This is a genomic window from Pseudomonas syringae group sp. J254-4, from assembly GCF_032586855.1.
GTDB classification, from domain to species: Bacteria; Pseudomonadota; Gammaproteobacteria; order Pseudomonadales; family Pseudomonadaceae; genus Aquipseudomonas; species Aquipseudomonas amygdali.
Genome location: NZ_JAWHOO010000013.1, coordinates 15186 through 41068, shown reverse-complemented (window position 1 = coordinate 41068; position 25883 = coordinate 15186). Strand labels below are relative to the sequence as shown.

Annotated in this window: 21 protein-coding genes and 1 pseudogene; 20 read left to right on the top strand and 2 right to left on the bottom strand. The window is 55.3% G+C overall.

Annotated features, from left to right (window positions below; genetic code table 11):
- The first annotated feature begins 20 nt into the window (after positions 1 to 20).
- The 20 genes and pseudogenes from RYB09_RS16410 to RYB09_RS16315 all read left to right on the top strand — a co-directional run bounded on the left by RYB09_RS16410 (position 21) and on the right by RYB09_RS16315 (position 22640).
- Positions 21 to 539, top strand: coding sequence for an Hcp family type VI secretion system effector (locus RYB09_RS16410; RefSeq protein ID WP_005730234.1), 519 nt, complete (start codon positions 21 to 23; stop codon positions 537 to 539).
- 104 nt (positions 540 to 643) lie between these two features.
- Positions 644 to 1732 (top strand): type VI secretion system protein TssA, encoded by a 1089-nt coding sequence (gene tssA / locus RYB09_RS16405; RefSeq protein ID WP_005746629.1) that lies wholly within the window; start codon positions 644 to 646, stop codon positions 1730 to 1732.
- A 33-nt stretch (positions 1733 to 1765) separates the two neighbouring features.
- Positions 1766 to 2020 carry a PAAR domain-containing protein gene (locus RYB09_RS16400; protein ID WP_024959075.1) on the top strand — a complete coding sequence of 85 codons (255 nt, stop codon included), beginning with the start codon at positions 1766 to 1768 and terminating at the stop codon, positions 2018 to 2020.
- Positions 2021 to 2030: 10 nt separating this feature from the next.
- On the top strand, positions 2031 to 3188 hold the full coding sequence (locus RYB09_RS16395; RefSeq protein ID WP_122259181.1) for a hypothetical protein: 1158 nt from the start codon (positions 2031 to 2033) through the stop codon (positions 3186 to 3188).
- A complete protein-coding gene (locus RYB09_RS16390) occupies positions 3185 to 4177 on the top strand; it encodes a DUF2515 family protein (protein ID WP_003372350.1) in 993 nt (330 codons plus the stop codon). Before RYB09_RS16395 ends, RYB09_RS16390 begins: the two co-directional genes overlap by 4 nt.
- A complete protein-coding gene (locus RYB09_RS16385; protein WP_122259179.1) occupies positions 4161 to 5027 on the top strand; it encodes a hypothetical protein in 867 nt (288 codons plus the stop codon). The genes RYB09_RS16390 and RYB09_RS16385 overlap by 17 nt, the downstream gene beginning before the upstream one ends.
- A 47-nt stretch (positions 5028 to 5074) precedes the next feature.
- On the top strand, positions 5075 to 7774 hold the full coding sequence (locus RYB09_RS16380; protein ID WP_316889362.1) for a type VI secretion system Vgr family protein: 2700 nt from the start codon (positions 5075 to 5077) through the stop codon (positions 7772 to 7774).
- A 37-nt stretch (positions 7775 to 7811) separates the two neighbouring features.
- The gene (locus RYB09_RS16375; protein ID WP_316889360.1) at positions 7812 to 9485 is read left to right on the top strand and encodes a lipase/acyltransferase domain-containing protein; all 1674 of its coding nucleotides are present in this window, start codon (positions 7812 to 7814) and stop codon (positions 9483 to 9485) included.
- Between the two features lie 79 nt (positions 9486 to 9564).
- Positions 9565 to 10443, top strand: a complete 879-nt coding sequence (locus RYB09_RS16370) for a T6SS immunity protein Tli4 family protein (RefSeq protein WP_122259113.1) — start codon at positions 9565 to 9567, stop codon at positions 10441 to 10443.
- A gap of 164 nt (positions 10444 to 10607) precedes the next feature.
- The gene (locus tag RYB09_RS16365) at positions 10608 to 13364 is read left to right on the top strand and encodes a type VI secretion system Vgr family protein (RefSeq protein WP_316889357.1); all 2757 of its coding nucleotides are present in this window, start codon (positions 10608 to 10610) and stop codon (positions 13362 to 13364) included.
- A 530-nt stretch (positions 13365 to 13894) separates the two neighbouring features.
- A pseudogene (locus RYB09_RS16360) lies at positions 13895 to 14211 on the top strand (hypothetical protein); the annotation flags it as partial.
- 290 nt (positions 14212 to 14501) lie between these two features.
- Positions 14502 to 14930: a DUF2628 domain-containing protein gene (locus tag RYB09_RS16355; RefSeq protein ID WP_010213340.1), complete on the top strand. Its 429-nt coding sequence runs from the start codon at positions 14502 to 14504 to the stop codon at positions 14928 to 14930.
- 144 nt (positions 14931 to 15074) lie between these two features.
- Entirely contained in the window at positions 15075 to 16082 is a 1008-nt protein-coding gene (locus tag RYB09_RS16350; RefSeq protein WP_122260061.1) for a 3-oxoacyl-[acyl-carrier-protein] synthase III C-terminal domain-containing protein, read from the top strand.
- The gene (locus RYB09_RS16345) at positions 16079 to 17095 is read left to right on the top strand and encodes an NAD-dependent epimerase/dehydratase family protein (RefSeq protein WP_316889355.1); all 1017 of its coding nucleotides are present in this window, start codon (positions 16079 to 16081) and stop codon (positions 17093 to 17095) included. The genes RYB09_RS16350 and RYB09_RS16345 overlap by 4 nt, the downstream gene beginning before the upstream one ends.
- A complete protein-coding gene (locus tag RYB09_RS16340; protein ID WP_316889353.1) occupies positions 17088 to 17894 on the top strand; it encodes an MBL fold metallo-hydrolase in 807 nt (268 codons plus the stop codon). The genes RYB09_RS16345 and RYB09_RS16340 overlap by 8 nt, the downstream gene beginning before the upstream one ends.
- Complete coding sequence (locus RYB09_RS16335; RefSeq protein ID WP_316889351.1) at positions 17891 to 19174, top strand: F390 synthetase-related protein; 1284 nt, start codon at positions 17891 to 17893, stop codon at positions 19172 to 19174. Before RYB09_RS16340 ends, RYB09_RS16335 begins: the two co-directional genes overlap by 4 nt.
- Positions 19171 to 19791 carry a phosphatase PAP2 family protein gene (locus RYB09_RS16330; protein WP_057401976.1) on the top strand — a complete coding sequence of 207 codons (621 nt, stop codon included), beginning with the start codon at positions 19171 to 19173 and terminating at the stop codon, positions 19789 to 19791. The genes RYB09_RS16335 and RYB09_RS16330 overlap by 4 nt, the downstream gene beginning before the upstream one ends.
- Positions 19788 to 20921, top strand: coding sequence for a sterol desaturase family protein (locus tag RYB09_RS16325; protein ID WP_316889348.1), 1134 nt, complete (start codon positions 19788 to 19790; stop codon positions 20919 to 20921). The genes RYB09_RS16330 and RYB09_RS16325 overlap by 4 nt, the downstream gene beginning before the upstream one ends.
- The gene (locus tag RYB09_RS16320; protein ID WP_316889346.1) at positions 20914 to 22008 is read left to right on the top strand and encodes an acyl-CoA desaturase; all 1095 of its coding nucleotides are present in this window, start codon (positions 20914 to 20916) and stop codon (positions 22006 to 22008) included. Before RYB09_RS16325 ends, RYB09_RS16320 begins: the two co-directional genes overlap by 8 nt.
- Before the next feature lie 80 nt (positions 22009 to 22088).
- Positions 22089 to 22640 carry a hypothetical protein gene (locus RYB09_RS16315; protein ID WP_316889345.1) on the top strand — a complete coding sequence of 184 codons (552 nt, stop codon included), beginning with the start codon at positions 22089 to 22091 and terminating at the stop codon, positions 22638 to 22640.
- Positions 22641 to 22932: 292 nt separating this feature from the next.
- Here the strand turns inward: RYB09_RS16315 and RYB09_RS16310 are convergent, their stop codons facing one another.
- Together RYB09_RS16310 and RYB09_RS16305 are read right to left on the bottom strand one after the other, a co-directional pair.
- On the bottom strand, positions 22933 to 25377 hold the full coding sequence (locus RYB09_RS16310; protein ID WP_316889343.1) for a PEP-utilizing enzyme: 2445 nt from the start codon (positions 25375 to 25377) through the stop codon (positions 22933 to 22935).
- Positions 25370 to 25852 carry a cell division protein gene (locus tag RYB09_RS16305; protein WP_316889341.1) on the bottom strand — a complete coding sequence of 161 codons (483 nt, stop codon included), beginning with the start codon at positions 25850 to 25852 and terminating at the stop codon, positions 25370 to 25372. The genes RYB09_RS16310 and RYB09_RS16305 overlap by 8 nt, the downstream gene beginning before the upstream one ends.
- Between the last annotated feature and the right edge of the window lie 31 nt (positions 25853 to 25883).

The following is a 25883-nucleotide window of genomic DNA, read 5'->3' as shown; positions in this document are numbered from 1 at the left end:
CTTTTAAGGAGAAATGAAAAATGGCATTTGACGCATTCCTCAAAATTGACGGCATCCCGGGTGAAAGTCTGGACGACAAGTTCAAGGACTGGATCGAAATCCTGAGCTACACGCACGGCGCTACACAGGCGACTTCGGCGACTGCCAGTTCGTCTGGAGGCGCTTCTTCCGAGCGCGTTAACCTGAGCGACTTCACGGTTATCAAGTATGTCGACAAGGCTTCTCCCAAAGCCTTCGAGTCATGCTGCAAAGGCCAGCACATCAAGGAAGTTGTCCTCAACCTTAACCGTGCCGGCGGCGACAAGCTGACCTACATGACCATCACATTGGAAGAAGTGGTCATCTCTTCTGTCACCTTCCTGGGCAACATGCCTGTGGCTGGCGAAACCAAGGCGGAGAGCGATCTGCCATTGGAAGAGATCAAGTTCAACTTCTCCCGCATCAAGATCGCCTACACCCAGCAGAAGCGTTCCGATGGCGCAGGCGGCGGTAAAGTTGCAGGCGGCTGGGACCGCTCGTTGAACAAGGTCTACTCCTGAGTAAGGCCTCGGGCGACTGAAGTTGTTCGGCCGCTCAACCGAGGGTCCCGCGCCTGTATGGGCGCGGTGGCCTTCTCTTTTCACCTTTGAATGCAGAGCCGTCCATGTCTGACATCCTCGAAGACCTTTCGCTGGCCACATTGCGTACCCCCATTCAGGGTGGCGCGGGCGAAGACCTGAGTTTTTCCAGCCTGTTCGATCAGATCAAGGAGGCACGCCGCGCCGATGTCGACTATCTGACTCAGGGCGACTGGCAAACCGATCTGAAACAGGCCGACTGGGAGCAGGTTGTGCAACTGGCCAGCGCCGGGATTGCAGAACAGAGTAAAGACTTGATGCTGGTCGCATGGCTAGGTGAAGGTCTGGCGCACAAATATCATTTCCGCGGTATCCGTTTCGCGCTGGCAGTGGCTCAAGCCATGCTGGAAGATTTCTGGGACACCCTGTTCCCTTCTCTGGAAGACGGCACCGAAGAGCGTTCTGCTCGCTTGGGGTGGTTGAATACAACCTTGGCCGAAGTGGTCCGTACGCTACCGATTACCCAGGGACAGGGCTACAGCCTGTTCAAATATGATGAATCTCGACAAGTTGAAAACCTGGCTCGACAGAACTCGTCGGCAATGAACCAGGCTCTCGAAGAAGGCAAGATCAACGCTGAATTGTTCCAGCGCTCGGTCGTGCTTACCGATACCGATCACCTGAACCGTAAATACGCGGAGATGAGTGAGTGCCTGGTTGCCTGCAAACAATTGCAGTCGACCATCGACAGCGTCTTTGAGCGCGACGTACCCAGCTTCCTCGCACTCAATGACGTACTTACCCACGCCCGGCAGTTGGTTGAGCGATTGCTCAAGGACCGGGGTGTCGAGGTAGCAGCACCCGCTAACCAACCAAAAGATGAAGCTGAAGTCGAACCAGTCAGCGAGCGGCCTGTAACTCGAGTCGACAACCCGGCAGCCAACGCGCCCATGCGCACCGTGCCACTGACCCGGGACGAAGCGTTTGCACTGCTGCAAGGCGTAGCACAATTCTTTAAGCAGACCGAACCCCATAGTCCGGTGCCCTATTTGGTAGAGCGCGCCATCAAATGGGGCAATATGCCGCTGGAAAGCTGGCTGAGCGACGTGATCAAGGACGGTAGCGTCGTCGATGGCATTCGCGATCTGCTGGGCACTCTGCCGCAGCGCGATTAAAAGCTCTGACAGCCAACCACAAGGAGTATCAACATGCGCCCGATCATTTTGCTGAACGATCCGACCGACAAGGCCGGGGTTGTTGTCGAAGGATCTCCGACCACCCTGGTCAATGGTCGACTGGTGGCCAGAGTCGGCGATAAAGTCATGTGCCCGCATGGGGTCTGTGCAATTGCGACAGGTGACACGTCAACGTTGGTAGATGGCCGGCCGGTTGCCCGCCATGGCGACAAGACTGCGTGTGGCTCCAGTCTGATCGCCACCAACAGTGACTGTGGCATATTTTAAGGACAACAGCATGTTGAAGCCCTATGGCCAAGGTCATCGCTCTTTATGGGATGTCATTGGTGAGCGACGCGAACAGGAACAACGTCAGGCTACTCCGGCACGTCCGCCAGCAGACTATGACCTCACACGCGTCAAAATTGACAACGCCTGGCTGTGGCTGCCGAACCTCGAACCTGCTCAAGCTGCGTCAGGGACATGGCTTGGAGCCGTTAACGGAGATTTTGAACACGACCCCAGATTGGTCAGTCCATCGGGCCACCGTTATAACCTGCGTCGCATTCGCCTGCCCCAGCACAAACCGGAAATCGATACGTTGCCACGTACGCTTCAATTGCTTGAGGCCATGCTCGCACACTGGACCGATTTCGCAGCCAGCGTCGATTGGGAAAATACGAAGGTCGTGCTATTTGCGCCGTCGGGCATCGCCCCATCAGCATGGGAGAATCATGCTTTGCCAATCTGGCCGTTTGATTACCTCCCCGGCGAGGGCTTCGACACTCCTTCGCTGAACTTTGATGAATGGTTGCCCTGGGCGCTTCAAAACGATACGGAAGCGTCTTGCCTGCTGTGCGTCAGCATAGACACCTGGGCAACAAAAGACCGGGCTGGCGTTCTGTCCAGCGACGCCATGGTCGGTGAAAGCATCTCGATCGTGCACTTGCAGCGCGTAGACCATGCCAACCCCGACGAGGAAAATACCTGGCAACTCTATCCAGCCATGACCCGCGAACACTCTCCGCGTGCATCGCAGCCAAGGCAAAGCAGCGCCGATCTGCAACAGCTGGCAGAGGCCCTTTGCGAGCAGAGGGGTATTCAACCGAACGACATCCAGGCACTCGTCATCGACGGTCATCTTCATGACAGACGTCTAGAGCAGCTCTCTCATTACGCAAGTACCCAACTGCCAAACCTGGTTGTATCGGAGCATGTCGCTGGGCAGGCATTACTGGCAGGCGAGCGAGGGAGGAGCGCGACTCAACTAACGTCACTCGCACTTGCCTTTCACGCAGGCAGGGCGAGGCAGGGATCGGTGCTGATATTTGATAGACACGCCTCTACTCAGACTCAAGCCTGGTTGCTGAGTACCGGCAAGACGATTGCGCAAGCTGGCGATGAGGTAGCCGAACACCGCGGTCTTGAACACGACGGACAGAGCAAAGACTTATGAAGGAAAATTTTGATTTCAATCCAAAATCCTGCTCGATCAATGATCTGAATCCGGGCTGTGTCGAAATGTGGACACTTGGCCAGCAAGTGGCTATCAGGCGCTTGTGCGTGAAGACCCGCGCCGAATACAAGCAACCGGCCAGGTATGAACTGCTCAAGGACTTCAGTACGCGGGCTGCGCGTATCGCAGGCAATTACGCACGTATTTACCTGGAGCAAGAGCACAACGGCCAGCCCGAACAAAAAGGACGGTTTTACTGGACAGGGTTAGCGGCGTTTGCAAGCAAACAGGTCATGTGTGCATTGGATTATTCCAGTAACACAAAGATGCGCTATTTGCCACCCGCCGTACCGCCCTTGGAGATTACCAAGATATTTTTGGGCAAGGGAAACTTCTGGTTATTCCAGGACATCTTCGTCTGGCACTGGTTTTATATTAATTATCCACAGCAGTTCAATGAGTGCATAAAGACTCGGGACTTCAGTACGTATGACCCACGATTCAAGCAAAGCTTTGCGCAACTGCCATGGATTGATGATGCACTGCCCAAAATAAACAACCTGAAGGTAACTGATTATCTGGTAAGCGGCTTCAAGTTGATATCGGCTGTAGAGAAGGAGCCGGCAGGTACACTGCGTGAAAAATACAAATTTCAGTCCCTCCTGGCAATTGCCAAACATGAACAACTGATGATATTGCAACCGTTGATATACGAGGATAAAAGCTTCAGGGCACTGTTGTACATGCAAACGTGGGTTGAGGGGTACGGGGATGTTCCGCGCCGACTGGCGTCCCTGAGTGTTGAATGCGATACAGGCGACCCGGAGCAGGATGTCATCATGTCCGATGGCGAGCTGTACGACGCCGAGGACAGAATGATCTTTATTACAACAATTGCCTCTACGTATCATCGGAGAATGCAAAGAAAAAATGTTGAGATGGAAAAGGCAATTATGACGATAGGGACGTGGAATGAACGCACTACTTAAATATATGATAGCGGCTTTCATACTGCTGACTGGTTGTGAGGCTTCGGATATGAATACAAAAAATCGTGAGATCGAACTCTCTCTTGGAGTATCAATTGATACTGTCTTGGCTTCAACAACTGTAAAACTGCGAAAAGACTGCGATGATACGATGTGTCTCTACCAATTTATAGTGCCGTCAAAATCCTCTGAACTGATCACTGTAAAGGTACGCTCAGCATCCACCATATTAGCGATTGAGAACGTTAGTTCAACCACTGTCGTCACCAATCCCCTAGGGCTTATTACAGATATAGACGTGTATGTAGCAGGAGTATCAACCCATGCGAAACATGAAGACGCAATGGCGTACTTTTATCAACAAGTACAGAATCTAGACGCTGCGGGATGGCAGCGTTACATTTTCCCTAATGAAGCGAGAATACCCGGTATAGAAGCCGGCAAATTTACCAACTTAAATGAAGTGCTAGGTAAAAATGTTGGTACAGGTCCCTGGATGGACCCAAATCTCAAGCTTACGAAGCAGGTATGGGTCTCATTGCCTATGATCAACACGTGGATGTTCTACAGCGGTCACGAGTATCTTGATCTGATGGTACAGCGCGAGAACAGCAAAGACGACCCGCAGAACCGTGGATCTTACTTGTTTACATGGACGTTCAAATCAGAAAGTGAGTTCTACGCCGAATTCGTGAGAGGCGAAGATCGCGCACGCTGGAGAGAACTTCTGCCTGCCGAATTAACCCGAATGGGGAAAGAGCGGCAAAAGACAGAGGCGCAACTGAAAAAAATGGGCATAAAGATCGATGAAAACTATAAAGATGCCAAACCTCCCGTAGAAGCGGGTTAAACCAAAGATACGTCGCAAACCGATTCAAGCGGTAAAGGAGTTACACCATGGATCTGACATTCGGTACCGCCCTCAGCCAGAGCGGACGCCTGCTGCAACTCACCACGCCGCTGGGCGAGCATCAGCTTCAGGCCCTGCGCATGCATGGGGTCGAGCGCATCGGCCGCGTGCCCCGCTACACCCTCGACGTGGTGGTGCAGGACACCGAATACGATCCTGAAAAACTCATCGGCCAGCCCGTCAGCCTGGCCATCCTCTGCGATGACGGTTCTCCCGCGCAGCGCCACGGGCTTGTCGAGAGCGTGCGCTACTTAGGCAATGACGGCGGTCTGCATGACTGGCAACTGGTCTTCGCGCCCTGGTTCAGCCTGCTTGAATACCGCCTCGACTGCCGCATCTGGCAGGACAAGAATTTGCCGGCAATTCTGGAAGCTGTTTTCTCGATGTACGAACAGGCCAAGGGCAATTACCGCTTGGACCTGCGACGTGAATACGCCCCGCTGTCCTACGTTACCCAGTTCAATGAAAGTGACGCCAATTTCGTGCAGCGCTGGTGCGAGCAGGAGGGTCTTTTCTGGTACGTCGAGCACACAGCGGACAAGCACTGCATTGTCTTTACCGATACCGTCGATACCCTCCCCGCGTTGGCGCCCCAGAGCATTCGCTTTCACACCCAGAACGCCACCGAAAAGCAGGACGGCATTACCCAGTGGAGCAGCGGTTCGCAGTTGCTCAGCGGCAAGCTGCATTGGCGCAGTGTCGATTACCTGGCCCACGGCCAGCCGCGCGAAACCATGATGCCCGCCTTGCAGGCCGCTTCGGCGCCACAGGCGCTGGAGCGTTACGAGTATCAGGGCCAGTACGGCTGGCAGAAGCAGGACCGCGGCGAATGGCTGAGTCGGGTACAGATTGAGCAGCGTGAGTCGCAGGCTCGTCGTATTCAAGGCCAAAGCGGCGTGCGGCAGATGGAAGCCGGACGCTGGTTTGAGCTGACCCAGCATCCGCTGTACGAGCGCAAGGCGGCTGAAGAGCGCCAGTTTTTGCTGATCGAAGTCGAAATGTTCGCCGAGAGCAACCTGCCGCTGGCCAAGGAGAGACGCGAAGTGCCGGGGAGCCTGGCGGCGCTGTTCAGATCTGTTCGTCCTGAGCCATCAGCGCTTACCGGTGTGGCAGATTCACTGGGCGTGGGCAGCCACGGTTTCTTCCTCAATCGCTTTGAAGGCCAGTTGCACAGCGTGCCGTTCCGCAGCCCGTCGGAGCATTTCAAACCCAAAAGCCTCGGCCAACAGACCGCAGTGGTCGTCACGCCCAGCGGCCATGAAGTGTTTACCGACACCTTGAACCGGATTTGCGTACGCTTTCACTGGGACCGCCTGTCTCAGGATGGCGAGTTGGGCTCCTGCTGGCTGCGCATGATGCAACCGAGCAGCGGTCCGGACTGGGGCAGCGTACATGTGCCGCGTGCCGGTGAAGAAGTGGTCATCACCTTTCTGGACAACGACATTGATCGGCCACTGGTCATGGGCCAGGTCTACGGCGGTCACAAACCCGCCTGGCACTCCAGCGGTTTGATGGCCGGCTACAAGAGCAAGGAAGTCGGCGGCGGTGGTTTCAACCACTGGGTGATGGACGACTCGACTGGCCAGGTCCGCACCCAGATCCACAGCAGTCATGGCCACACCCAGCTCAACCTCGGTTATTTGATCGACCAGCGAGGCAACAACCGTGGCGGCCTGCGTGGTACGGGTTTCGAGTTACGCACCGATGCCTACGGCGCACTGCGCGCCCAGCAGGGTTTGTACCTCAGCACCTGGAAACGCAGCGGTGCCCAGGGCGCACAGATCGATGCCAGCGAAGCGCAGCAACAACTGAAAAACAGCGAGCAACGCGTCAAGACCCTATCCAACACCGCGCAACAGCACAACGCCCTGCCCATGCAGGAAGGACTGGACAGCCTGAGCCAGCTCAACAGCGATGCCGACGTGACCTACGGCAGCGACGACGGCGCACCGAGCCAGGGCCCCGGCGAGCAACAACGCAACGGCGGCGACACCGCCTGGGCAATCCGCAGCGGCGGGCGCGGCAAAACACCGGGCTACCAGCAGCCATTGCTGATCGCCTCCTCCCCTGCCGACATCGCCACTGCCACGCCGAAAAGCACCCACCTGCACAGCGGCAAACACCTGACTCTGAGCACCGGCGAAGACGTCAGCATTGCTAGCGGCAAATCCCTGCTGGCCAGCGTCGCGCAAAGCATCAGCCTGTTTGCCCAGAATGCGGGAGCGAAGCTGTTTGCTGCCAAGGGCAAGATCGAGCTACAGGCGCAAAGTGATGCGATGGAGCTAACGGCGCAGCAGAAGGTGATGATTACCTCAACCGCTGCCGGAATAGAAATCGCCGCCCAGGAAGGCATCCTCCTTACCAGCGGTGGCGGCTACATCCGCATCAAGGACGGCAACATCGAAATTCATGCGCCGGGGACGATTGATGTCAAAGGGGCGAAGAAGACGTTTAGTGGGCCGACCAGTCTGTCGCACAGCTATAACGAGATGCCCAAGACCGACTTCGCGGACCCTTATGTGGTTCGCAAACAGAGCACTGGAGAACCTGCTGCTGGTATGAAAGTCGAAGTGACCCGCGCGGATGGGAGTGTCATGCAGTACGTTTCTGATGCAGCTGGGAAGATACCGCTTCAGCAAAGTCAGATTGCAGAATTTGTAAAAATCAAAGTATTAGGAAAGGCATAACCACGTTTTGTCGCCAAAATGTGCTTAGGAGAAAGCCATGAGTGAGTCACTGAAGCTAGCGCAGGAACAGAACCCAGACGGAACCACTTCTGCCACAACAACTATGGCAGACTCTAAGCAACAGCAAGAAAAAGAAATAAAGGTAAAATCTGACAAAGTTGTACCCATAGTATTTATTCCAGGAATCATGGGGACAAACCTCTGGAACACCAGAACAAAGAAAATTGCATGGGTCGCTCCCAATACTGATACTGCCCTATCGAAAGTTGCAGCAATTGGTTCCTTCATTTCAGCATTTTTTAGCTCCGCAAAGGACAGGCAAAACGATTTAGATGGGAGCGACGGGGTCATGACGGTTTATAACGACTCCGAAATTGGAAAAGATGGTTTAATTGATTCAGTGGCTGAGGAAGACCTTAGGCGTAGAGGATGGGGCGGAATTATGAGATCAGCTTATCATCCAATAATGGTTTCAATTCAGAACCAAATGAACAACATTATGAATAACAATGATTTGCAAGGATGGTGGAAAGAAAACAGCACCTCTTCGCCCTCAGAATGGGGCGATTGGAATGATAACTCACCTTTGGAAAAAGACAGCATCAAGCATGCTGCAGAAATTCGTTATGAGGTATGGGCAGCAGGGTATAACTGGCTTCAATCCAATGCAGATTCAGCGCAAGACATCATTAACTTCATAGATAAAACCGTGCTCCCCAGCTATGCTAGCGCAGATAAAGTAATTATTGTCACTCATTCAATGGGTGGACTGGTAGCGAGAGCAATGCTTGGATTTAATAAGTATAACAAAGTTTATGGTGTAATACATGGCGCAATGCCTGCAACTGGTGCGCCAGCGGCCTATAGAAGAATTCGCGCAGGGTTTGAAGGCAAAGGTATTGAAGGTTATATTACTCGTCAAATACTTGGCCCCACGGCAAAGGAAACAGTGGCCGTATTAGCATTTTCCAAAGGAGGCCTAGAGCTCTTACCAAGTGCTATATATGGCGATGGTAAACAGTGGTTATTTGCGCGCAAAAGTGGCAACCCAGAAGTAAATCTTATTGGTTTACCTCACGCAAAAAACCCTTACGATGATATTTATAAATCAGATAAGTGGTGGGGTTTGATTCCTAAAGAGAACGAAGATCTTATTGATCCCAATGACCTATTAAAAATCAAAAAATCCGACGACTGGGAATATCCTATCTCTAAAAGGCAGAAATTTGAGGAAAATATCGACTCAGTAAAAACATTCCACATAGCTATAGAGAAGTCTTATTACCCAAACACATACGTGCACTACTCTGCAGATGCTAACGAAGAAGACTTGATAACATGGAGCAATATTGTTTGGACATCAGATTGGATAGGGTGGGGCGACATTAACAATTTAAAAATCACAGAGGATGACTTCACCGGAAATATAGAACTTGGTCGTGGATACAGGTTTAAATTCGGACCCAAAACATCTCCAGGAGATGGGACGGTCCCCGTAATATCGGCTGCGAGCTCACGAAGTCACCCTAATGTAGAGGCAGCATTTGCTCATGGGAAAAACTCTAAAAATTATCCAAATGTTTGTAAAGAAGGAGAATACAATAACTCCCCTGGTTATGCGCACCAAAACGCTTATAATGATCCTAAAGGGAGAACACAGTATGCAACACTTTATAGTCTAGTGAAGATTTCAAAACATGTCAAAATTTAAAAGAAACATAAATCTATTCAACGCTGCAGGCATTTTCATATTTGCTCTGTTAGCCAGTACCACTAACGGAGCAAACTATATGTCTACCACAAAAAAGACATTTTATTTCGGCAGATATACATTTGAGGTTCCTACCGAAAGCACGGATATTTGGTCAGCCTATAAAATAATTGACAAAAAGATAGAGCTGATTAGCAAAAATGGTAAAAGTGATTTAATCACTAAAACTTCTGACACCATTAACAAAATAAAGATACTTCAAGAATCTGGCGCTGCAGAGTATGTCAAAACCGTTGCACTAGACGGCGGTGGTGCTATTGTAGTTTCCAAATCAACAAATTACAGAATGGATATATTTTATCTCACAAAAAAGAACACTTTATATAAGCAATCCGTAGGCTCTGTCTCTTTACGAGGGATAGATATGGCCATTGCACGTGCAAGAGAGCTCAATACACTAATCCATTATCGCAACCCTGCAGAGCGCCCGCCAGATGGGACATTCGCTATTGAAGCTGGATACATGACGTTACCTGTCGATACGTTCAAAGAGCAAGTCTCAATCGGATTACCAGTATCATCCGTACCAGGAATTCATTTGACATTTGATACTCAGCGGATCGGTGAGCCAGAGCCAAGTCTCCTGACGCGCTACGAACAAAGAACATCAGGTGTCATGACATCTTTGCTCAGCAGCGTTCTCTCAAAATCTTCTGTGCTGAGAAAAGCAAAGAAGACAGTGGCAGGGTTATCATTTGAGGAGCTGTTACTCAAAACAAATGTCGACGGCAGGACGATCTACTCTTTTCGTCTTGAGTACCCGGGCACCCCAGAATCAAGCATGGAGCCCTATACGGTAATTGAAATGAGCACACTTGATAAAGGTCTAGGTTTCCAAAACGATAGCGATGCATTGCAATTTTGGGATGAGCTTGTTGCGAGCGTGAAGCGGATATAAACGTCCGCATATTATACCTCTATAGACTGGCGGAGAAGAACGCTGCCTCACAGACCCTACAATTAATAAATTCTGCTCTTCCTAGTCAGAAGATATGCAGGATGGTGGTTCAACAGCAGGACTGAGCAATCGCTATTGATTTAAGTTAATAATGGAGCTGCACCATGGATCTGACATTCGGTACCGCCCTCAGCCAGAGCGAACGCCTGCTGCAACTCACCACACCGCTGGGCGAGCATCAGCTCCAGGCCCTGCGCATGCATGGGGTCGAGCGCATCGGGCGCGTTCCTCGCTACACCCTTGACGCGGTGGTGCAGGACACCGAATACGATCCTGAAAAACTCATCGGCCAACCCGTCAGCCTGGCGATTCTCTGCGATGACGGCTCTCCCGCGCAGCGCCACGGGCTTGTCGAGAGTGTGCGCTACTTGGGCAATGACGGCGGCCTGCATGACTGGCAACTGGTCTTCGCGCCGTGGTTCAGCCTGCTTGAATACCGCCTCGACTGCCGCATCTGGCAGGACAAGAATCTGCCGGCGATTCTTGAAGCCGTTTTCTCGATGTACGAACAGGCCAAAGGCAATTACCGCCTGGACCTGCGTCGTGAATACGCACCGCTGTCCTACGTCACTCAGTTCAACGAGAGCGACGCCAACTTCGTGCAGCGTTGGTGCGAGCAGGAAGGTCTTTTCTGGTACGTCGAACACACGGCGGACAAGCATTGCATCGTCTTTACCGATACCGTCGATACCCTCCCCGCGTTGGCACCGCAGAGCATTCGCTTTCACACCCAGAACGCCACTGAAAAACAGGACGGCATTACCCAGTGGAGCAGCGGTTCGCAGTTGCTCAGCGGCAAGCTGCATTGGCGCAGTGTCGATTACCTGGCCCACGGCCAGCCGCGCGAAACCATGATGCCCGCCTTGCAGGCCGCTTCGGCGCCACAGGCGCTGGAGCGTTACGAGTATCAGGGCCAGTACGGCTGGCAGAAGCAGGACCGCGGCGAATGGCTGAGTCGGGTACAGATTGAGCAGCGTGAGTCGCAGGCTCGTCGTATTCAAGGCCAAAGCGGCGTGCGGCAGATGGAAGCCGGACGCTGGTTTGAGCTGACCCAGCATCCGCTGTACGAGCGCAAGGCGGCTGAAGAGCGCCAGTTTTTGCTGATCGAAGTAGAGATCTTCGCCGAGAGCAACCTCCCGCTGGCCAAGGAGAGACGCGAAGTGCCGGGGAGCCTGGCGGCGCTGTTCAGATCTGTTCGTCCTGAGCCATCAGCGCTTACCGGTGTGGCCGATTCACTGGGCGTGGGCAGCCACGGTTTCTTCCTCAATCGCTTTGAAGGCCAGTTGCACAGCGTGCCGTTTCGCAGCCCGGCCAAGCATTTCAAGCCGAATAATCCTGGCCCGCAGACCGCCGTGGTGGTCACGCCCAACGGTCATGAGGTGTTTACCGACACGCTGAACCGGGTATGCGTACGCTTCCACTGGGACCGGCTTTCCCAAGAAGGCGAACTGGGTTCCTGCTGGCTGCGCATGATGCAACCGAGCAGCGGACCGGACTGGGGCAGCGTACATGTGCCGCGTGCTGGTGAAGAAGTCGTCATCACCTTCCTGGATAACGACATTGATCGGCCACTGGTGATGGGCCAGGTCTACGGCGGCCACAAACCCGCCTGGCACTCCAGCGGTCTGATGGCCGGCTACAAGAGCAAGGAAGTCGGCGGCGGCGGTTTCAACCAGTGGGTGATGGACGACTCGACCGGCCAGGTCCGCACCCAGATCCACAGCAGTCACGGGCATACCCAGCTTAACCTTGGTTACCTGATCGACCAGCGCGGCAACGACCGCGGCGTTCTGCGTGGTACGGGTTTCGAGTTACGCACCGATGCCTACGGCGCATTGCGCGCCCAGCAGGGTTTATACCTCAGCACCTGGAAACGCAGCGGAGCCCAGGGCGCACAGATCGATGCCAGCGAAGCGCAGCAGCAACTGAAAAACAGCGAACAGCGCGTCAAGACCCTTTCCGACACCGCGCAACAGCACAATGCCCTGCCCATGCAGGAAGGCCTGGACAGCCTGACCCAGCTCAACAGCGATGCCGACGTCACTTACGGCAGCGACGACGGTACCCCGAGCCAAGGCCCCGGCGAGCAACAACGCAACGGCGGCGACACCGCCTGGGCAATCCGCAGCGGCGGACGCGGCAAAACACCGGGTTACCAGCAGCCATTGCTGATCGCCTCCTCCCCTGCCGACATCGCCACCGCCACGCCGAAAAGCACGCACCTGCACAGCGGCAAGCACCTGACCCTGAGCACCGGTGAAGACGTCAGCATCGCCAGCGGCAAATCCCTGCTGGCCAGCGTTGCGCAAAGCATCAGCCTGTTTGCGCAGAACGCCGGGGCCAAACTGTTTGCTGCCAAGGGCAAGATTGAGCTACAGGCGCAAAGTGATGCGATGGAATTGACCGCGCAGCAGGGTATAAAAATCACCTCTCTTGCACAGTTAGTGGAAATGTCTGCACAGAAGGAAATTTTGCTCACCAGTGGCGGCGCTTATATCAGGATCATACGCGGCAATATCGAGGTGCATGCGCCAGGCACAATAGACATCAAAGGTGCCAAAAAGACCCTCAACGGTCCCGCAAGCATGGACTATGCAAATAAGGAGCTTCCCATCGCAGTACCCGCAGGGCTGTATGACGAGCAAAATCGCCTCATGACCACGCACGGAGTACCGCTTGAGGATGTCGCGGTCGAGGTTGATATTCCTGACGAAGGCAAGAAAGTATTTTTTACCGACCAAGACGGTAACATTCCACGGATTTTTAGTGACAAGCCTGGTAATGGCAAGGTTACGCTTGTGCCTGACGAGTTGATCGTGCCCCCAGGATCGGACGAATATTCTCCGAGTAGAAAATCATGAAGAATGACTTTGAATTTAACACTCAGGCTTGCTCGATCAACGATCTGAAACTAACGTGTAGATAGTTATGGTCTATCGATCAGCAAGTCGCCGTAATGCGATTCTACTGGACCGGGTTGGCAGCATTCGCCAGTAAGTAGGTCATGTGTGCGCTGTACTACACGCCTCCCACTAAGATGAGAGCGGTTCCGTTAATGGACTAATCGCTGGACTTGTCAAAACAATTTTTAGGCATGGGGATTTTTTAGCTTTTTTCAAGATGTTCTTGTTTGGCGTTAGTTCTATATAAACTACCCAGAGCAGTTCTTTTAATGCATAAAAAGTCGAAGCATGTGAAACGAACACCAAAGCGCTAGACAACGTCATGACCAAGGGAGAGCTTAATTACAAAATTAACCGAATGGTCTTTATTACTGAAATTGCGAACAGTTATTACGAGAAAATTTTTCCTTAAGCGTCCTTTATAAACTCGGCAATCAGTACTATTTTCACCTGGAACGAGCGAACATGAGATTTTTTATACCTAACCTTTGCCCATCTTTAGCGATTGGTCATTTTACCGTGGTAATTAATACCTTACAGTAAGTATTCAACGGGGAGACAGTGAAAAAAACCCTCTAAAACCAGAACCTATCTTTCTACGCTCACTTTCAAATCCGCAAAAAGATTTTTTTCAGAGTATTTTGACTCATCTGATCGCGATCGCATGAAAGAGCTGTTACCCGACCTACTGAAAAAGCTGGCATCGCAACGTGCGACCGCGGAAAGCCGATTGAAGGAAATGGGAGTCGCCATTGACGAGCGTTACCAGAATCCAACGATCAGTATCCCGGAAGCACAGCATTGAATCTGGTGCGCTTCGTAAAAATGGTTGATGCACGTCCGGTCATGGGGACGGACCAGCCACGACAACCGATAATCTGGTTGCAACCTGACCAGAAAACGAGCGACTCCAGTCAATGGCTGCCTGTCAGACTGACCAGATGGAAAATTATGGCGATTTAACGCCCAGGTTACGCGGTCGCGTAGTACACCACCCGAAAACTCCATACACTCGGCATCCTGATCGTAAAAACGCCAGAACTCAGGATTTCCCGGAAGAAAAACGTCACCCCATGGAACATCAGGAGCCGCACCATGAGCACAGCAGATCAGACGCGCAGCACTGGCACGTACAGCGCCAAGTGGCAGGAGCGCTTCAATTTTTTTGAGACGTATGGTGCGCCGAACGATCCACGGTTCAAAGCCGCTCTAAAATCACTTCCTGGCGTCAGAAAGAAGATACGGATCAACCTCAACGTCATCGCGTATTTCTTTGGTCCGATCTATTTCTTCGTCCTGGGCCTGTGGAAAAAAAGCCTTGCGTTGCTTGGGATTATGCTTACAACCAACGCATTGATTCTTATGGTATGTACGCTTTTGGAGACCGAGGTCCCTTATGCCCTCGGGGGAGGTCTGACTGTGGCGTATTCGCTGATGTATGCCCTGACCGTCAACTACTCCTATTACCTCAAGGAAGTAAAAGGCGAGCAAGGCTGGAACCCGTTCAAGGGCATGCGTCTCTAACGTGCAGATACAAGCGGCCGAATACCCGTACCGCTTGATGTGCGTGCAGGTTCGCCGCTCCTCGATCAATGACGCGCTCAGCCCTGCGTTGTACCTGAGTAGTCATTCAGGTAATCACCACATGGATGCGAAGCCAGGACTCCAATGACAGCGCCCTCCTCCCCCGCAGCCTTGCTGCCACTGAAAATTATTGCCACTGGCGTAGCGGTGCCCGCAAATCGAGTGGACTCCTCTGCGCTGGACACGTTATTGAACAAGCCTGCGGGGTATGTCGAAAAGCGCTCGGGCGTGCATTGCCGGTTTCACGCAACACTCGATGCCAGCCAGGCCGAACTTGCAGCGCAAGCACTTCAGGATGCCCTGAGAAGAGAGCAGATCCCGGCGGGTTCGATCGATCTATTGATCTCGGCCTCGGCAGTACCCATGCAAGCATTGCCCTGCACGGCAGCACTGATTCTGAAGGCCGCCCATCTGCCGTCGGGTACTCCCGGCTTTGATATCAACAGCAGTTGCGTCGGCTTCATTACGGCGCTGCAGGTGGCCGCAGGTTTGCTCAATGCCGGGATCTACAAGCGCATTGCGATCGTGTCGGCAGATCTGGTTTCGCGCGGTATCGACTGGGATGACGAAGAAAGCTCGCTGATCCTCGGCGACGGCGCAGCCTGCGCCATTGTCGAACGCGGTAGCGGCAGCAGCGGCATTCTGAGCAGCCTCTCCGAGACTTACCCGGAAGGTAGCGACCTGTGCGAGATTCAAGCAGGCGGCACACGCCGTAATCCGCGTGCCGGCATGACTGACAAAGACTTTCTGTTCCACATGAAGGGCAAGCAGCTGTTTCGTCAGGCTGCCGCGTTGATCGAGGGCTATCTCGCACGATTACTCGAAAGCAGCGGTTTGACCCTGGCCGATATCGCCACCGTAGTACCTCATCAAGCCAGCCATCTTTCGCTTGAGCACATGCGAAAACGTCTGGGAGTACCTTCTGAAGTGCTGGTAGATATTTATCGTTATCACGGCAATCAGGTCTCGGCCTCGATTCCAACAGCGCTGCATACTGCCTTTACTACCGGCCGCTTCACGCCAGGCAAGCCGGTAATGCTGATAGGTACCGCTGCAGGTTTGACACTGGCGGGCATGGTGCTGCTGCCATGAAGGTTCTGCTGACCGGCGCCACCAGTGGCCTTGGACGCAATGCAGCTGATTGGCTGTTGAACGCTGGCCATAAGGTGCATGCAACCGGACGTGACCCAACAGTGGGAGGTTTGCTGCGAAATCAGGGAGCCGAATTCACGGCAATGGACCTGACCGAGGCTACTGCGAAGGAATGCGAGCGAATGATGCTCGGCTGCGACGTCGTCTGGCACTGCGCCGCGAAGTCTTCTCCCTGGGGCAGCAAGGTCGAGTTTGATGAGGCCAACGTGGTAGCAACACAGAAGCTGGCCGAGGCAGCCGGACGTTGCGGCGTCTCGCGATTCGTGCATATTTCCACGCCCGCCATTTACTTCGACTTTCAGAATCATAAGTGTATTGACGAGCAATACCGCGCGCGTCGATTCGCCAATCATTACGCCAGCAGCAAGTATCAGGCAGAGCAATCCATACAGACGCTGGTACCGCTTTATCCACAGACCACTTTCATCATTCTGCGGCCCCGTGGTCTGTTTGGTCCGTATGACCGGGTGATTCTGCCCCGGATCCTGGGCCAGATAGAACGCGACCGTGGCGTGCTGCGCTTGCCCGGCGGTGGTCAGGCGGTTCTGGACCTGACGTTCGTACTCAACGTTATTCACGCCATGGACTTGGCGAGCCACAACGGTTCTTTGTCTTCCGGAGCGGCCTACAACATCACCAATCACCAGCCTATGCGGTTAGTGGATACGTTGCATTTGTTACTGCACGATCAACTCGGCCTTCGTTATCGTGTTCAGCCCATGCCCTATCGGTTGCTTCACACACTGGCAATTACACTTGAGCTGCTGGCCTCTGTAACGCGCAAAGAGCCTGTGCTGACCCGCTACAGTGTGGCAGCTGTGAACTTCGATATGACCCTGAGCCAGACGCGAGCCATTGAAGAGCTGGGCTACCGACCTCGGTATACGATGGAAGAAAGTATTCAGCTCACGGGGCAATGGCTCAAGTCTCAAGCGGTGAAGCGCCATGGCTAGCATCACCACTTTCGAAGTGGGTTACTGCACGCATATCGGCTGCATGGCGTTGCAAGGCGCTGGCCTGCGGGTCTGCAAATTTCCATCCAGGGCGTATCTGCTGGAGGTCGGCGATCACCGCTGGTTATGGGATACCGGCTATGCCAACCATTTTCAGGAGCATACCCGGTCGGGGGTGTTCCGCATCTACAGCCAGGTTACCCCGGTATACCTGGATGCGGGTGAAACGCTGCTGGATCAGCTGCGTAATGCCGGTTACGCGGCCAACGACATTCAGGCGGTGATCATTTCCCACTTTCATGCCGATCACATTGCCGGCCTGCGGGACTTCAGTCATCTCGACTTTATCTGCTCGGGCGAAGGCTGGCAGAAAACCCGCTCCTTACGTGGCATCGCCGCGCTCAAGCGCGCCTTCGTACCGGGACTGATTCCGGAAGGTTTCGAGGCAGCGTTGCAGTTCGTCGAGGGCTTTGAGCAGGTCAGCCTGACTGAGCAACTCGCACCTTTTACACATGGCTACGAACTACCGGGCAGTGACGGGCAGATCGTTCTGGTGCCGCTACCAGGTCATGCCGCCGGACACCTGGGTGCATTTATTCTCACCGACGAGGGCTGGACACTGCTGGCCAGTGATTCCGCATGGTCGCCGCTGAGCTATCAAGAATTGCGCGGGCCTTCTGTGCTTGCCAACGTGCTGATGGACGACAGCAAGGCCTACTACCAGACGCTGAACCGTTTGAACCTGTTGTGGGCAGCAGGCCATGTGGATATTCGTTTGTGCCACGAGGGCGATTTATGATCCCGGTGATGACGCTCTGGCACTACTGGCGAGCGCGTCGCCTGCGCTTTTCCAGTCGTCAGGCACTGGAGCATTTTCAGAACAGGCAACTGAAACGCTTTGCACATAGGGTGCTGGCCAAAAGTCCTTATTTTCGGGCTTACAGCGCTCTGCCATTCAACGAATGGCCGCTGATGGACAAAGCGCTGATGATGACGCAGTTCGACCAGATGAACACCGCAGGTCTGAAACGCGATCAGTTGCTGGTCTGCGCCCAGCGCGGCGAAGCCGAGCGCGACTTCACGCCACGCATCGGCCGATTTAGCGTCGGGCTGTCCTCGGGCACGTCAGGGCAGCGTGGCGTTTTTGTCGTCAGCCCGCAGGAGCAGCAGATCTGGGCGGGCGGGATGCTTGCCAAAATGCTGCCAGACGGTATTTTCGCGGGTGAGCGAGTGGCACTTTTTCTACGTGCGGATAGCAACCTGTACCACAGCGTGGACAATCGCTGGTTGAGCTTGGCCTTTTACGATCTGTTTTCACCATTCCTTGAGCAATTGCCTCGCCTGCAAGCGCAGGCACCGACCATCATCGTAGCACCGGCACAGGTGCTACGCGCCTTGGCGCTGGCCGTTCTGGACGGGCAGATTCAACTCGACGTTAAGAAGGTGATCTCCGTTGCCGAAGTCCTGGACGCGCAGGACCGTCAGTTATTGAACACTGTGTTCCGCGAAGTCGGTGAGGTCTATCAGGCAACCGAAGGTTTCCTGGCCGCCACATGCGCCCATGGCACGCTGCATTTGAACGAAGAGTTTGTGCATATCGAGCCCCAATGGCTGGATGAACATCGTTTTACGCCACTGATCACCGACTTCACCCGTAGCACCCAGCCAATCGTGCGCTACAGGCTGGATGATGTACTGGTCAGGCAATCCGAGCCTTGCGCCTGCGGTCAGCATTCGATGGCCATTGCCCGAATCGAAGGTCGCCGCGACGATCAACTGTTGCTGCCTGATCAGCAAGGCGGGATGCAGATTATCTTTGCCGACCTGTGCAGCCGGGCAATTGCCAATGCGCTGCCATTGACCAGTGACTACCGCTTGATTCAGCTCTCGAAGACCCGATTGCAGTTGATTGCAGACTGCACGCAAGCAGAACTGGAGCATGGCGGCAGGCAACTTGTCACGTTGTTCGCGCAACAGGGCATTGCCACTGACAAACTTGAATGGCAACTGACGGTGCAGGCCGTGATGCCGAACTTCGACCGGAAACGGCGACGTATTGTCCGGCAGGCAGAAGCATGAGCAACCCCCTACTATTCAGGTTATGGCAGATGCTGCTTGGCTGGGGCTCGGTCGGTCTGATCTATACGCTGACCGACCACCTGCAGAGCCCAGGTCAGATCATGACGCCCTCGTCGTTCGACCAAATGATCGCGTTCACGCCGCACGCCATCTGGCTGTACCTGTCGTTTTTTATTGTCGTTCCACTGGGCTACCTGATGACCCCGCTTGATCGGGTACGCTGGCTTTCCCGCGCCATGCGTCTTACTGCTGTGGGTGCAGGGACGGTCTATATGGTGTGGCCCACAACGATGGTATACCCGGTTGATGAGGGCACAACGTTAAGCTCTGCACTGCTGGCAGCACTGACTTATGTGGACTCGGCTCAGAATTGCCTTCCATCCCTGCACATGGCCCTGATGGTGCTGGCAGTCTGGGGAATCAGCGCAGCAAGGCGTACAGTACGCACCGCAGTGTTCGTGTTTTGGGTAGCCACCATTGCCTATTCGATCCTGCAATTGCGTCGCCATCTGTTCGTTGACGTTGTCAGCGGCGCTGTACTCGCGCTGGTGGCGGGATGGCTGATCGATGCACTTGCCCAACGCAGACAAATCGCACTGAAAGGTAATCTGCAATGAGCGATCTGGCCATTCCGATCATCATCATGCTGCTGGCAGTCACAGGCGAAGCGGTCATCCTGCACTGGATACAGCGCAAGCCGGTTGACTGGCATGATGTGGTGTTCAATCTGAATTCCGGGCACATCATGCTGTGGCTATTCCGTGGCCTGGAAGTGATCTGTTACGGACTTGTCGCCAAGTACTTGAGCCTTGGCCTGCTGGATACCTGGCCGACACTATTGGTCTGGGCGTTCGCGTTGCTGGCCTGGGATTTCTGTTTCTACTGGCTGCACCGCCTTCATCACCACGTTGGCGTGCTCTGGGCCGTGCATGTGGTGCATCATCAGGGCGAGCACTTCAACCTGTCTCTGGGCGTGCGTAATTCGTGGTATTCGTCGCTGACGTCGATTCCGTTCTTTATTCCGCTGGCCGTGCTAGGGGTGCCACTGGATGTGTTTGTCGCAGTGTCGATCCTGCATTACTCGATGCAGTTTTTTAACCATAATGCGCTGACACCCAGGCTGGGCGTGCTGGAAAAGATTTTCGTTACACCGACCCACCATCGCGTGCATCACGTCAAGGACAGGGCCTACTCCGACAAGAACTTTGGCGGCACTTTCATTTTCTGGGACAGGCTGTTCGGCACATTTTCCCACCTTCCCGACACGCCTTACACATTTGGAATCGGTGGCCCCAGCTCCTCCGCGAACCCGTTCTGGGCCAGTAATGTGCCTTTTCTGCATTACCTGCGACTGTCGATAAAATCGAACGAACCGACTCGCTCGCGCATTTCGGGTTTGAGCATTTTCAGTGGCGCGTTGCTGCTCTTCGCGCTGGTGGTGGGCTATATCTATCAATACGGTTATGGCTACAGCGACATCAGCTGGCCGCAGGTCGTCCTGTTCGTTTTTCTCGTGGCGGGCTCGGTGGCGCTGGGAGGAATGACCGAAGCGAGGACCTGGAGTGTTCCTGTCTGGCTGATAGTCAGCCTGGGGCTGGCGTCGCTGTTTCTGGGTTATTACGGCTGGTCGCAGGTTTACTGGCAATTGCCGATGGTCGCCCTCGCCCTGCACGGCGCATGGGTGGCCGTGTCTTCTCGCAGCTACAACCTTTCAGACGCGAATCCGGTGGAAAAACATCATGGCTGAGTCACTTGCCCCCCTGTCATTTCCTGCCGATGGCGAACAGGCATTTCATCACGCCCTCAAGCAGACGGCCCACGCCTACCTGGCAGACGACCATCGCTACGCAAGCATTCGGCAAAAGGTGACGGCAATGCTCCTTACCCTGCTGTGCGGCGGTTTTTATGCCTCGAGCCTTATGCAACACAATGCGTGGGCATTCGTGGGCTGCTATTTTCTGTTTGTCCTGACAGGCATGCTACTCAACGTGATGGTGTTTCACGACGCCACCCACAATGCTTTTTTCCGGGCGGCCTGGGCAAACCGACTGGTAGGCCGGTTAATGACTTTACCGCTAGGCATCGACCCGGATTACTGGCGAGTCAGGCATGTGCAGTTTCATCATGCCTACGCCAACGTCGAGCATTACGATCTGGACACCGAAGAGAATGGCGTCCTGCGACAATCGCCTTTCCAGAGCTGGCGCAAACACATGCGCTACCAACATATTTACTGGCCCATGGTCGCCGCGTTGTCCCTGCCCTATATCTCCTGGATATTCGACTGGTCGGACCGCTTGGAGAAGACGCCGCTCAAGGCCAAAAAAATCCTGCCGGGCAACAAAGGCTGGGCCGTATTTTTAGCCAGCAAGGCATGCCACCTTCTGCTGGTACTGATAGTGCCGCTGGTGGTATTCGAGGGTAACTGGACAGTAGTGCTAATGGCATATTTGCTGAGCCAGATGCTCGCTTCTGTATGGGTGGTCTTTCTGCTGCTTGGCACACACTGGGCAGAGGCCGAGTTCTATCAACCATCCGACAACCCCTTAATGCCCCACGGCTGGTATCGACATAATTTCGCGACGACCTGTGACTGGCAAACCAAGCCACGCTGGCTGCACCATGTTGTCGGCGGCCTGAACTTTCATCTGACTCATCACCTTTTCCCTGGATGGAGCCATCGCCACTATCCGGCGCTGGCAAACATCATCGCAGAGCTGGCCCCCCAATACGGTATGAGCTACCGCTGCATCGACTACCGCGAGTTGCTGAGACAGCAGCGAAAGTTTCTGCGCGGCATGGGCCAGGAACCGCACGTGACGAAAACTACATAACAAGCGCCGAGCCATAAACTCAAAGAGCTCTAGAGCTGTAACGACAGTAGCAACCAGCGTATTGGTACCAAGGAAGAAAAATGGGTAAACAATCTCGCAGCAAGCGGGCCTCGCCGGAGCCTATGGTGATTTACCGCAGTCACGTTGCCGCTTTCCGCTCTCGTTATCTGCTGTCCTTTCTGACTCCGATCTTCATGGGCATATTTTCCCTCGCCATTACCGCAGGCACGGTGGTCGATGCGTACTTTCCAAATGAGCCGGAGAGAACCGGCCAGTCGATGATGCTCATGATGGTCGTATCACTGGTTTTGAGTTTCGGCGGCATCATGATGAGTCGCGGGCATGCCTGTGGAATGTGGATATTGTCGGCCATTCTGGTGAGCTGCTTTTTCGCGGTGCTGCCCACTGCCCCTGCGCACTGGCGGCGTTTTGAATTGATGTTTTACATGCTGGGGCTGCTTTTCCCGTTGCTGGGCCTTTTATCGCTCAACAGCAAGCGCGGCCGGGAGTTGCGCATGCAATGGAGGATTATTCGATCCGAACGCAAGGAGACGCGTCAGGAGATGCGGCGGCGCAGGGATCTCGAGGTGCATCGTGAAAGCCTGCGCAAGAGAAAAGCACTGCGCAAATAGCCCAGGCTCAACGAGGACTTTCTCGCGCCCAACAAAAAACCCGCCGAAGCGGGTTTTTCCAAGACCATCCCGACTCCCTGTCGGCTGCCTCCGAGGCGATGGTCGATCATCCTTGATCCTGGTGAACTCCTGTTCACCACTTGATGGATCCAATCTTACGGAGGACGGACCAGGTCGGAAATGGCCAAACCCCTCCACCGCGTGTAAGCCTTTCGCTATACCTCGGCGAAGCACACCCGCACCCCTCAATGAGCGCGCGGGTTCGCTGTGGATAAGTCACCCTCGGGCTTTATCACTGGCCCTCGACCAGCAGCAACTCCCCATCCCTATACCGCACCTCCTTCCCCACCCACGCCATATCAACATTCGGCAGCACCGCCGAAGGCTTGCGCAGTTCGCGCAGCAACGTAGACCCGTGGGAAAGACGCCCGCCCATGCGCGCGATCACGGCGCGTGCGTTCTGGTAGTGCGCGTGGCGTCCGGGGTCGAGGGTGTCTTCCAGCAGGATGTCGTCGCCCAGAATGCCTTGAACCTGCCCCGGATAGATCATGAAACCGGTGGCCTGCTCGGTGCCTTCTCGACCGTCCTGCCAGAAGCTGCCTGCGCGGCTGCGAATGTCTGGATGAGGCGCAAACCAGTGTGCCCTGTCGGCGCTGGGCATGGCGTGATGCAGGCGGAAGAACAGGCGCATCAGGTTGTCGCGATACCACTCGCGCACTTGCAGGTAGTAGCCGCGCATGCCCGGCAGGCCCGCGCGGTGAGCGACGCGAATGATACCCGGCCAGGTCGGAAAGGCCTGTAGCGGCAGGTCGGTCTGTGCTGGGCGTGGCGTAGCGGGGTCGGTTTCCCAGGGTAGCCGGTGCGGGCAGTGTTCAAGGTCGTCGTAAGCGGTTGGCGGACGTCCCAGCAGATCACCGCCGCTGCTGGCCAGCGAGGTGGCGATGCACAGGTTACCTTGCACGACGAACACGTAGAAACGCGTGAACCAATCAGCCAATTGCTGGCCGTCAGCCCCTTGGGCCGTCAAGGCATGCAGCTCTCGGTCGAAACGGTGCAGTTGCTTTTCCAGGGTCAGCAGGTGGCCGCGCGCGATACGCTGCATGCGCAGGAATACCGGTAATGAGCGCAGCAGACGCAGCGGTCGCCAGGGCAGATGCGGGGTCGCGCCACCGACCTCATCGGCGTAACTGCTGGAGGCGATGCCCCAATCAGCCAGGCGTGCGAGAAACAGGTCGTTGTTGATGTAGGAAGCTGCGCCAAACAGTGCGGTAAATGGCTCGTTGTCCTGCAACACGCGTGAATCCCAACGCGCCATGATCGCCGGGATGCTGCCTGCGGCGCGGCGTTGTGCGTACTCGACCAGCCTGCTGGGCTGCGGCGGCAGGATCTCGGCGATGTTGGCCGCGGTCAGGTGTCGGCGCCAGCCGTAATCACTGATCGGGCGGTACTGCAAGAGCCACAGCTGGCGGCCATCCCACGCCCACTCGACATCGCCCGGCACGTAATGGAAAACGCGCAGCACGCCTTGCAGGAAGTCCCAGAGCATTTCTTGTGTCAAACCGTGGGATGGTGTGAAGCTGCCGCTGCTCCAGGCAGCGCCGAGGCGGGAAATGATCGCTCGCTCCGGGCTTGCCTGACCGTCGGCCAGCGACTCCAGATGCCCTTCGACCCACTCCAGCTCGACCGACAGGTGACGCGCAAACGCGATGCCGGAAAGCACCGGCGTGATGAACCGCTGCACCACGACTTCTTCGACGCTAGCGCCGTGCAGTTCTGCGATACGTGCAGGTACGTTTTGGGTGGGCTCGCGAAGGAAAGTGGTGCTCAGGCCAGCGTTGGCCGCATCGGCCTGATCCTCGCCGAAGCTGGACGAGCGCACCGCCCAGATAGCCTCCGGCTGGCTGGCCAGAAACGCGGGCAAGGCCGAGTCATCGCCCTGCACCAACGACAGTGCTGCGGGCACCGGTTGCCCGGCAATGGCCGCCAGACGCAGACGGCCGCCTTTGGTGTGCGCAACGAACCCACGCTCGCCCGACTCCAGCCACTGCGCAAACTCGGCCGGCGAGTCAATCCACGGGTAGTGACCCCAACCCGGTTTCAGGCTGATGGTCAGGTCGGCACGCGCCAGAATGGCAGACCACGCTGCCGCCTGCTCGATACCCAGCACGTTGTCCTGATCGCCCCAGACCAGCTCTATCGGGTCTTGCACCCACTCCAGCAACGGCAGCGCAGTGTCGGCGCGCACCAGGTCCCAATACGGCACAAAGGCGCGGCAGCGGGCGTAACCGGAACCCATGCGCTGGTAGTGCGCGGCGGGCCAGGTTTGCCTGGAGAACTTGTGCGCAAACAGCGTGGGCTTGTTGGCCAGCAGCCAGTGAATGGTCTTGCGAATGGGCAGCGGCGACATCAGCGCAGGCAAACGCCGCTGCCACAGAAAAGCCCCCACCGGTGCCAGCAGCACGCTTCTGTAGAAGTGTCCGGGCTGGCGCTGCAAGGCATGCATGACCAGCAATGCATTGACGCCCACGGCGACGATGGCACTGCCCCTGACCGTCGCTGCCAATAGCGCATCGGCGTAGGCGGCGAGGTCTTCGCACGGAGGCTGAGGATTGTTGCCGAAGCCTGGCAGTTCCAGCGGCACGACCTGATGCTGCTGAAAATGCGGCAGCACATCATCCCACCATTCGGCACTGCTGCCGTTGCCCGCCAGCAGGTACAGAAGGGGCAAGTCAGACATCACGGGGCTCCTTCAATGCGTTGGCAGCAGAAGTACGGCGATCATGGCGATACAGCCAGAACAACGGCGGCAGCAACGCCAGCAGCGCCGCCAGATCGAGCCACACATGCGACCAGACACCCCCGCGCACAGAAATCGCTATGTCCTGAGGTGCCCAAAGCAGCAGGCCTGCGATCAGCCAGCCCCAAGGCATGGCGCTTTTCAGGCGATTGCCCAAATGCACAAGCGCCAGCATGTATACGGAATAGGTTTGCAAGGTGGCGCCAAACAGCGCCATCCACCAGACCTGTTGCGCACGCGCAGCGGCAGGAACGGCGTCGGTCCAGAAAGCCTGCTCAAGCGTAGTCAGGTAGCCGTCGAGCAAGCCGGAAAACCCCGCCCAGGTGAACACGATACTGCCCAGTACGTGCGCGACTGCGACGGCATACAACCAGGTCACCAGCGTGCGGCGCAGCGTGGTAGAAGGGAGCGGCATTGCAGGTCCTTGGTTCGTCCTTGTGAGGTGG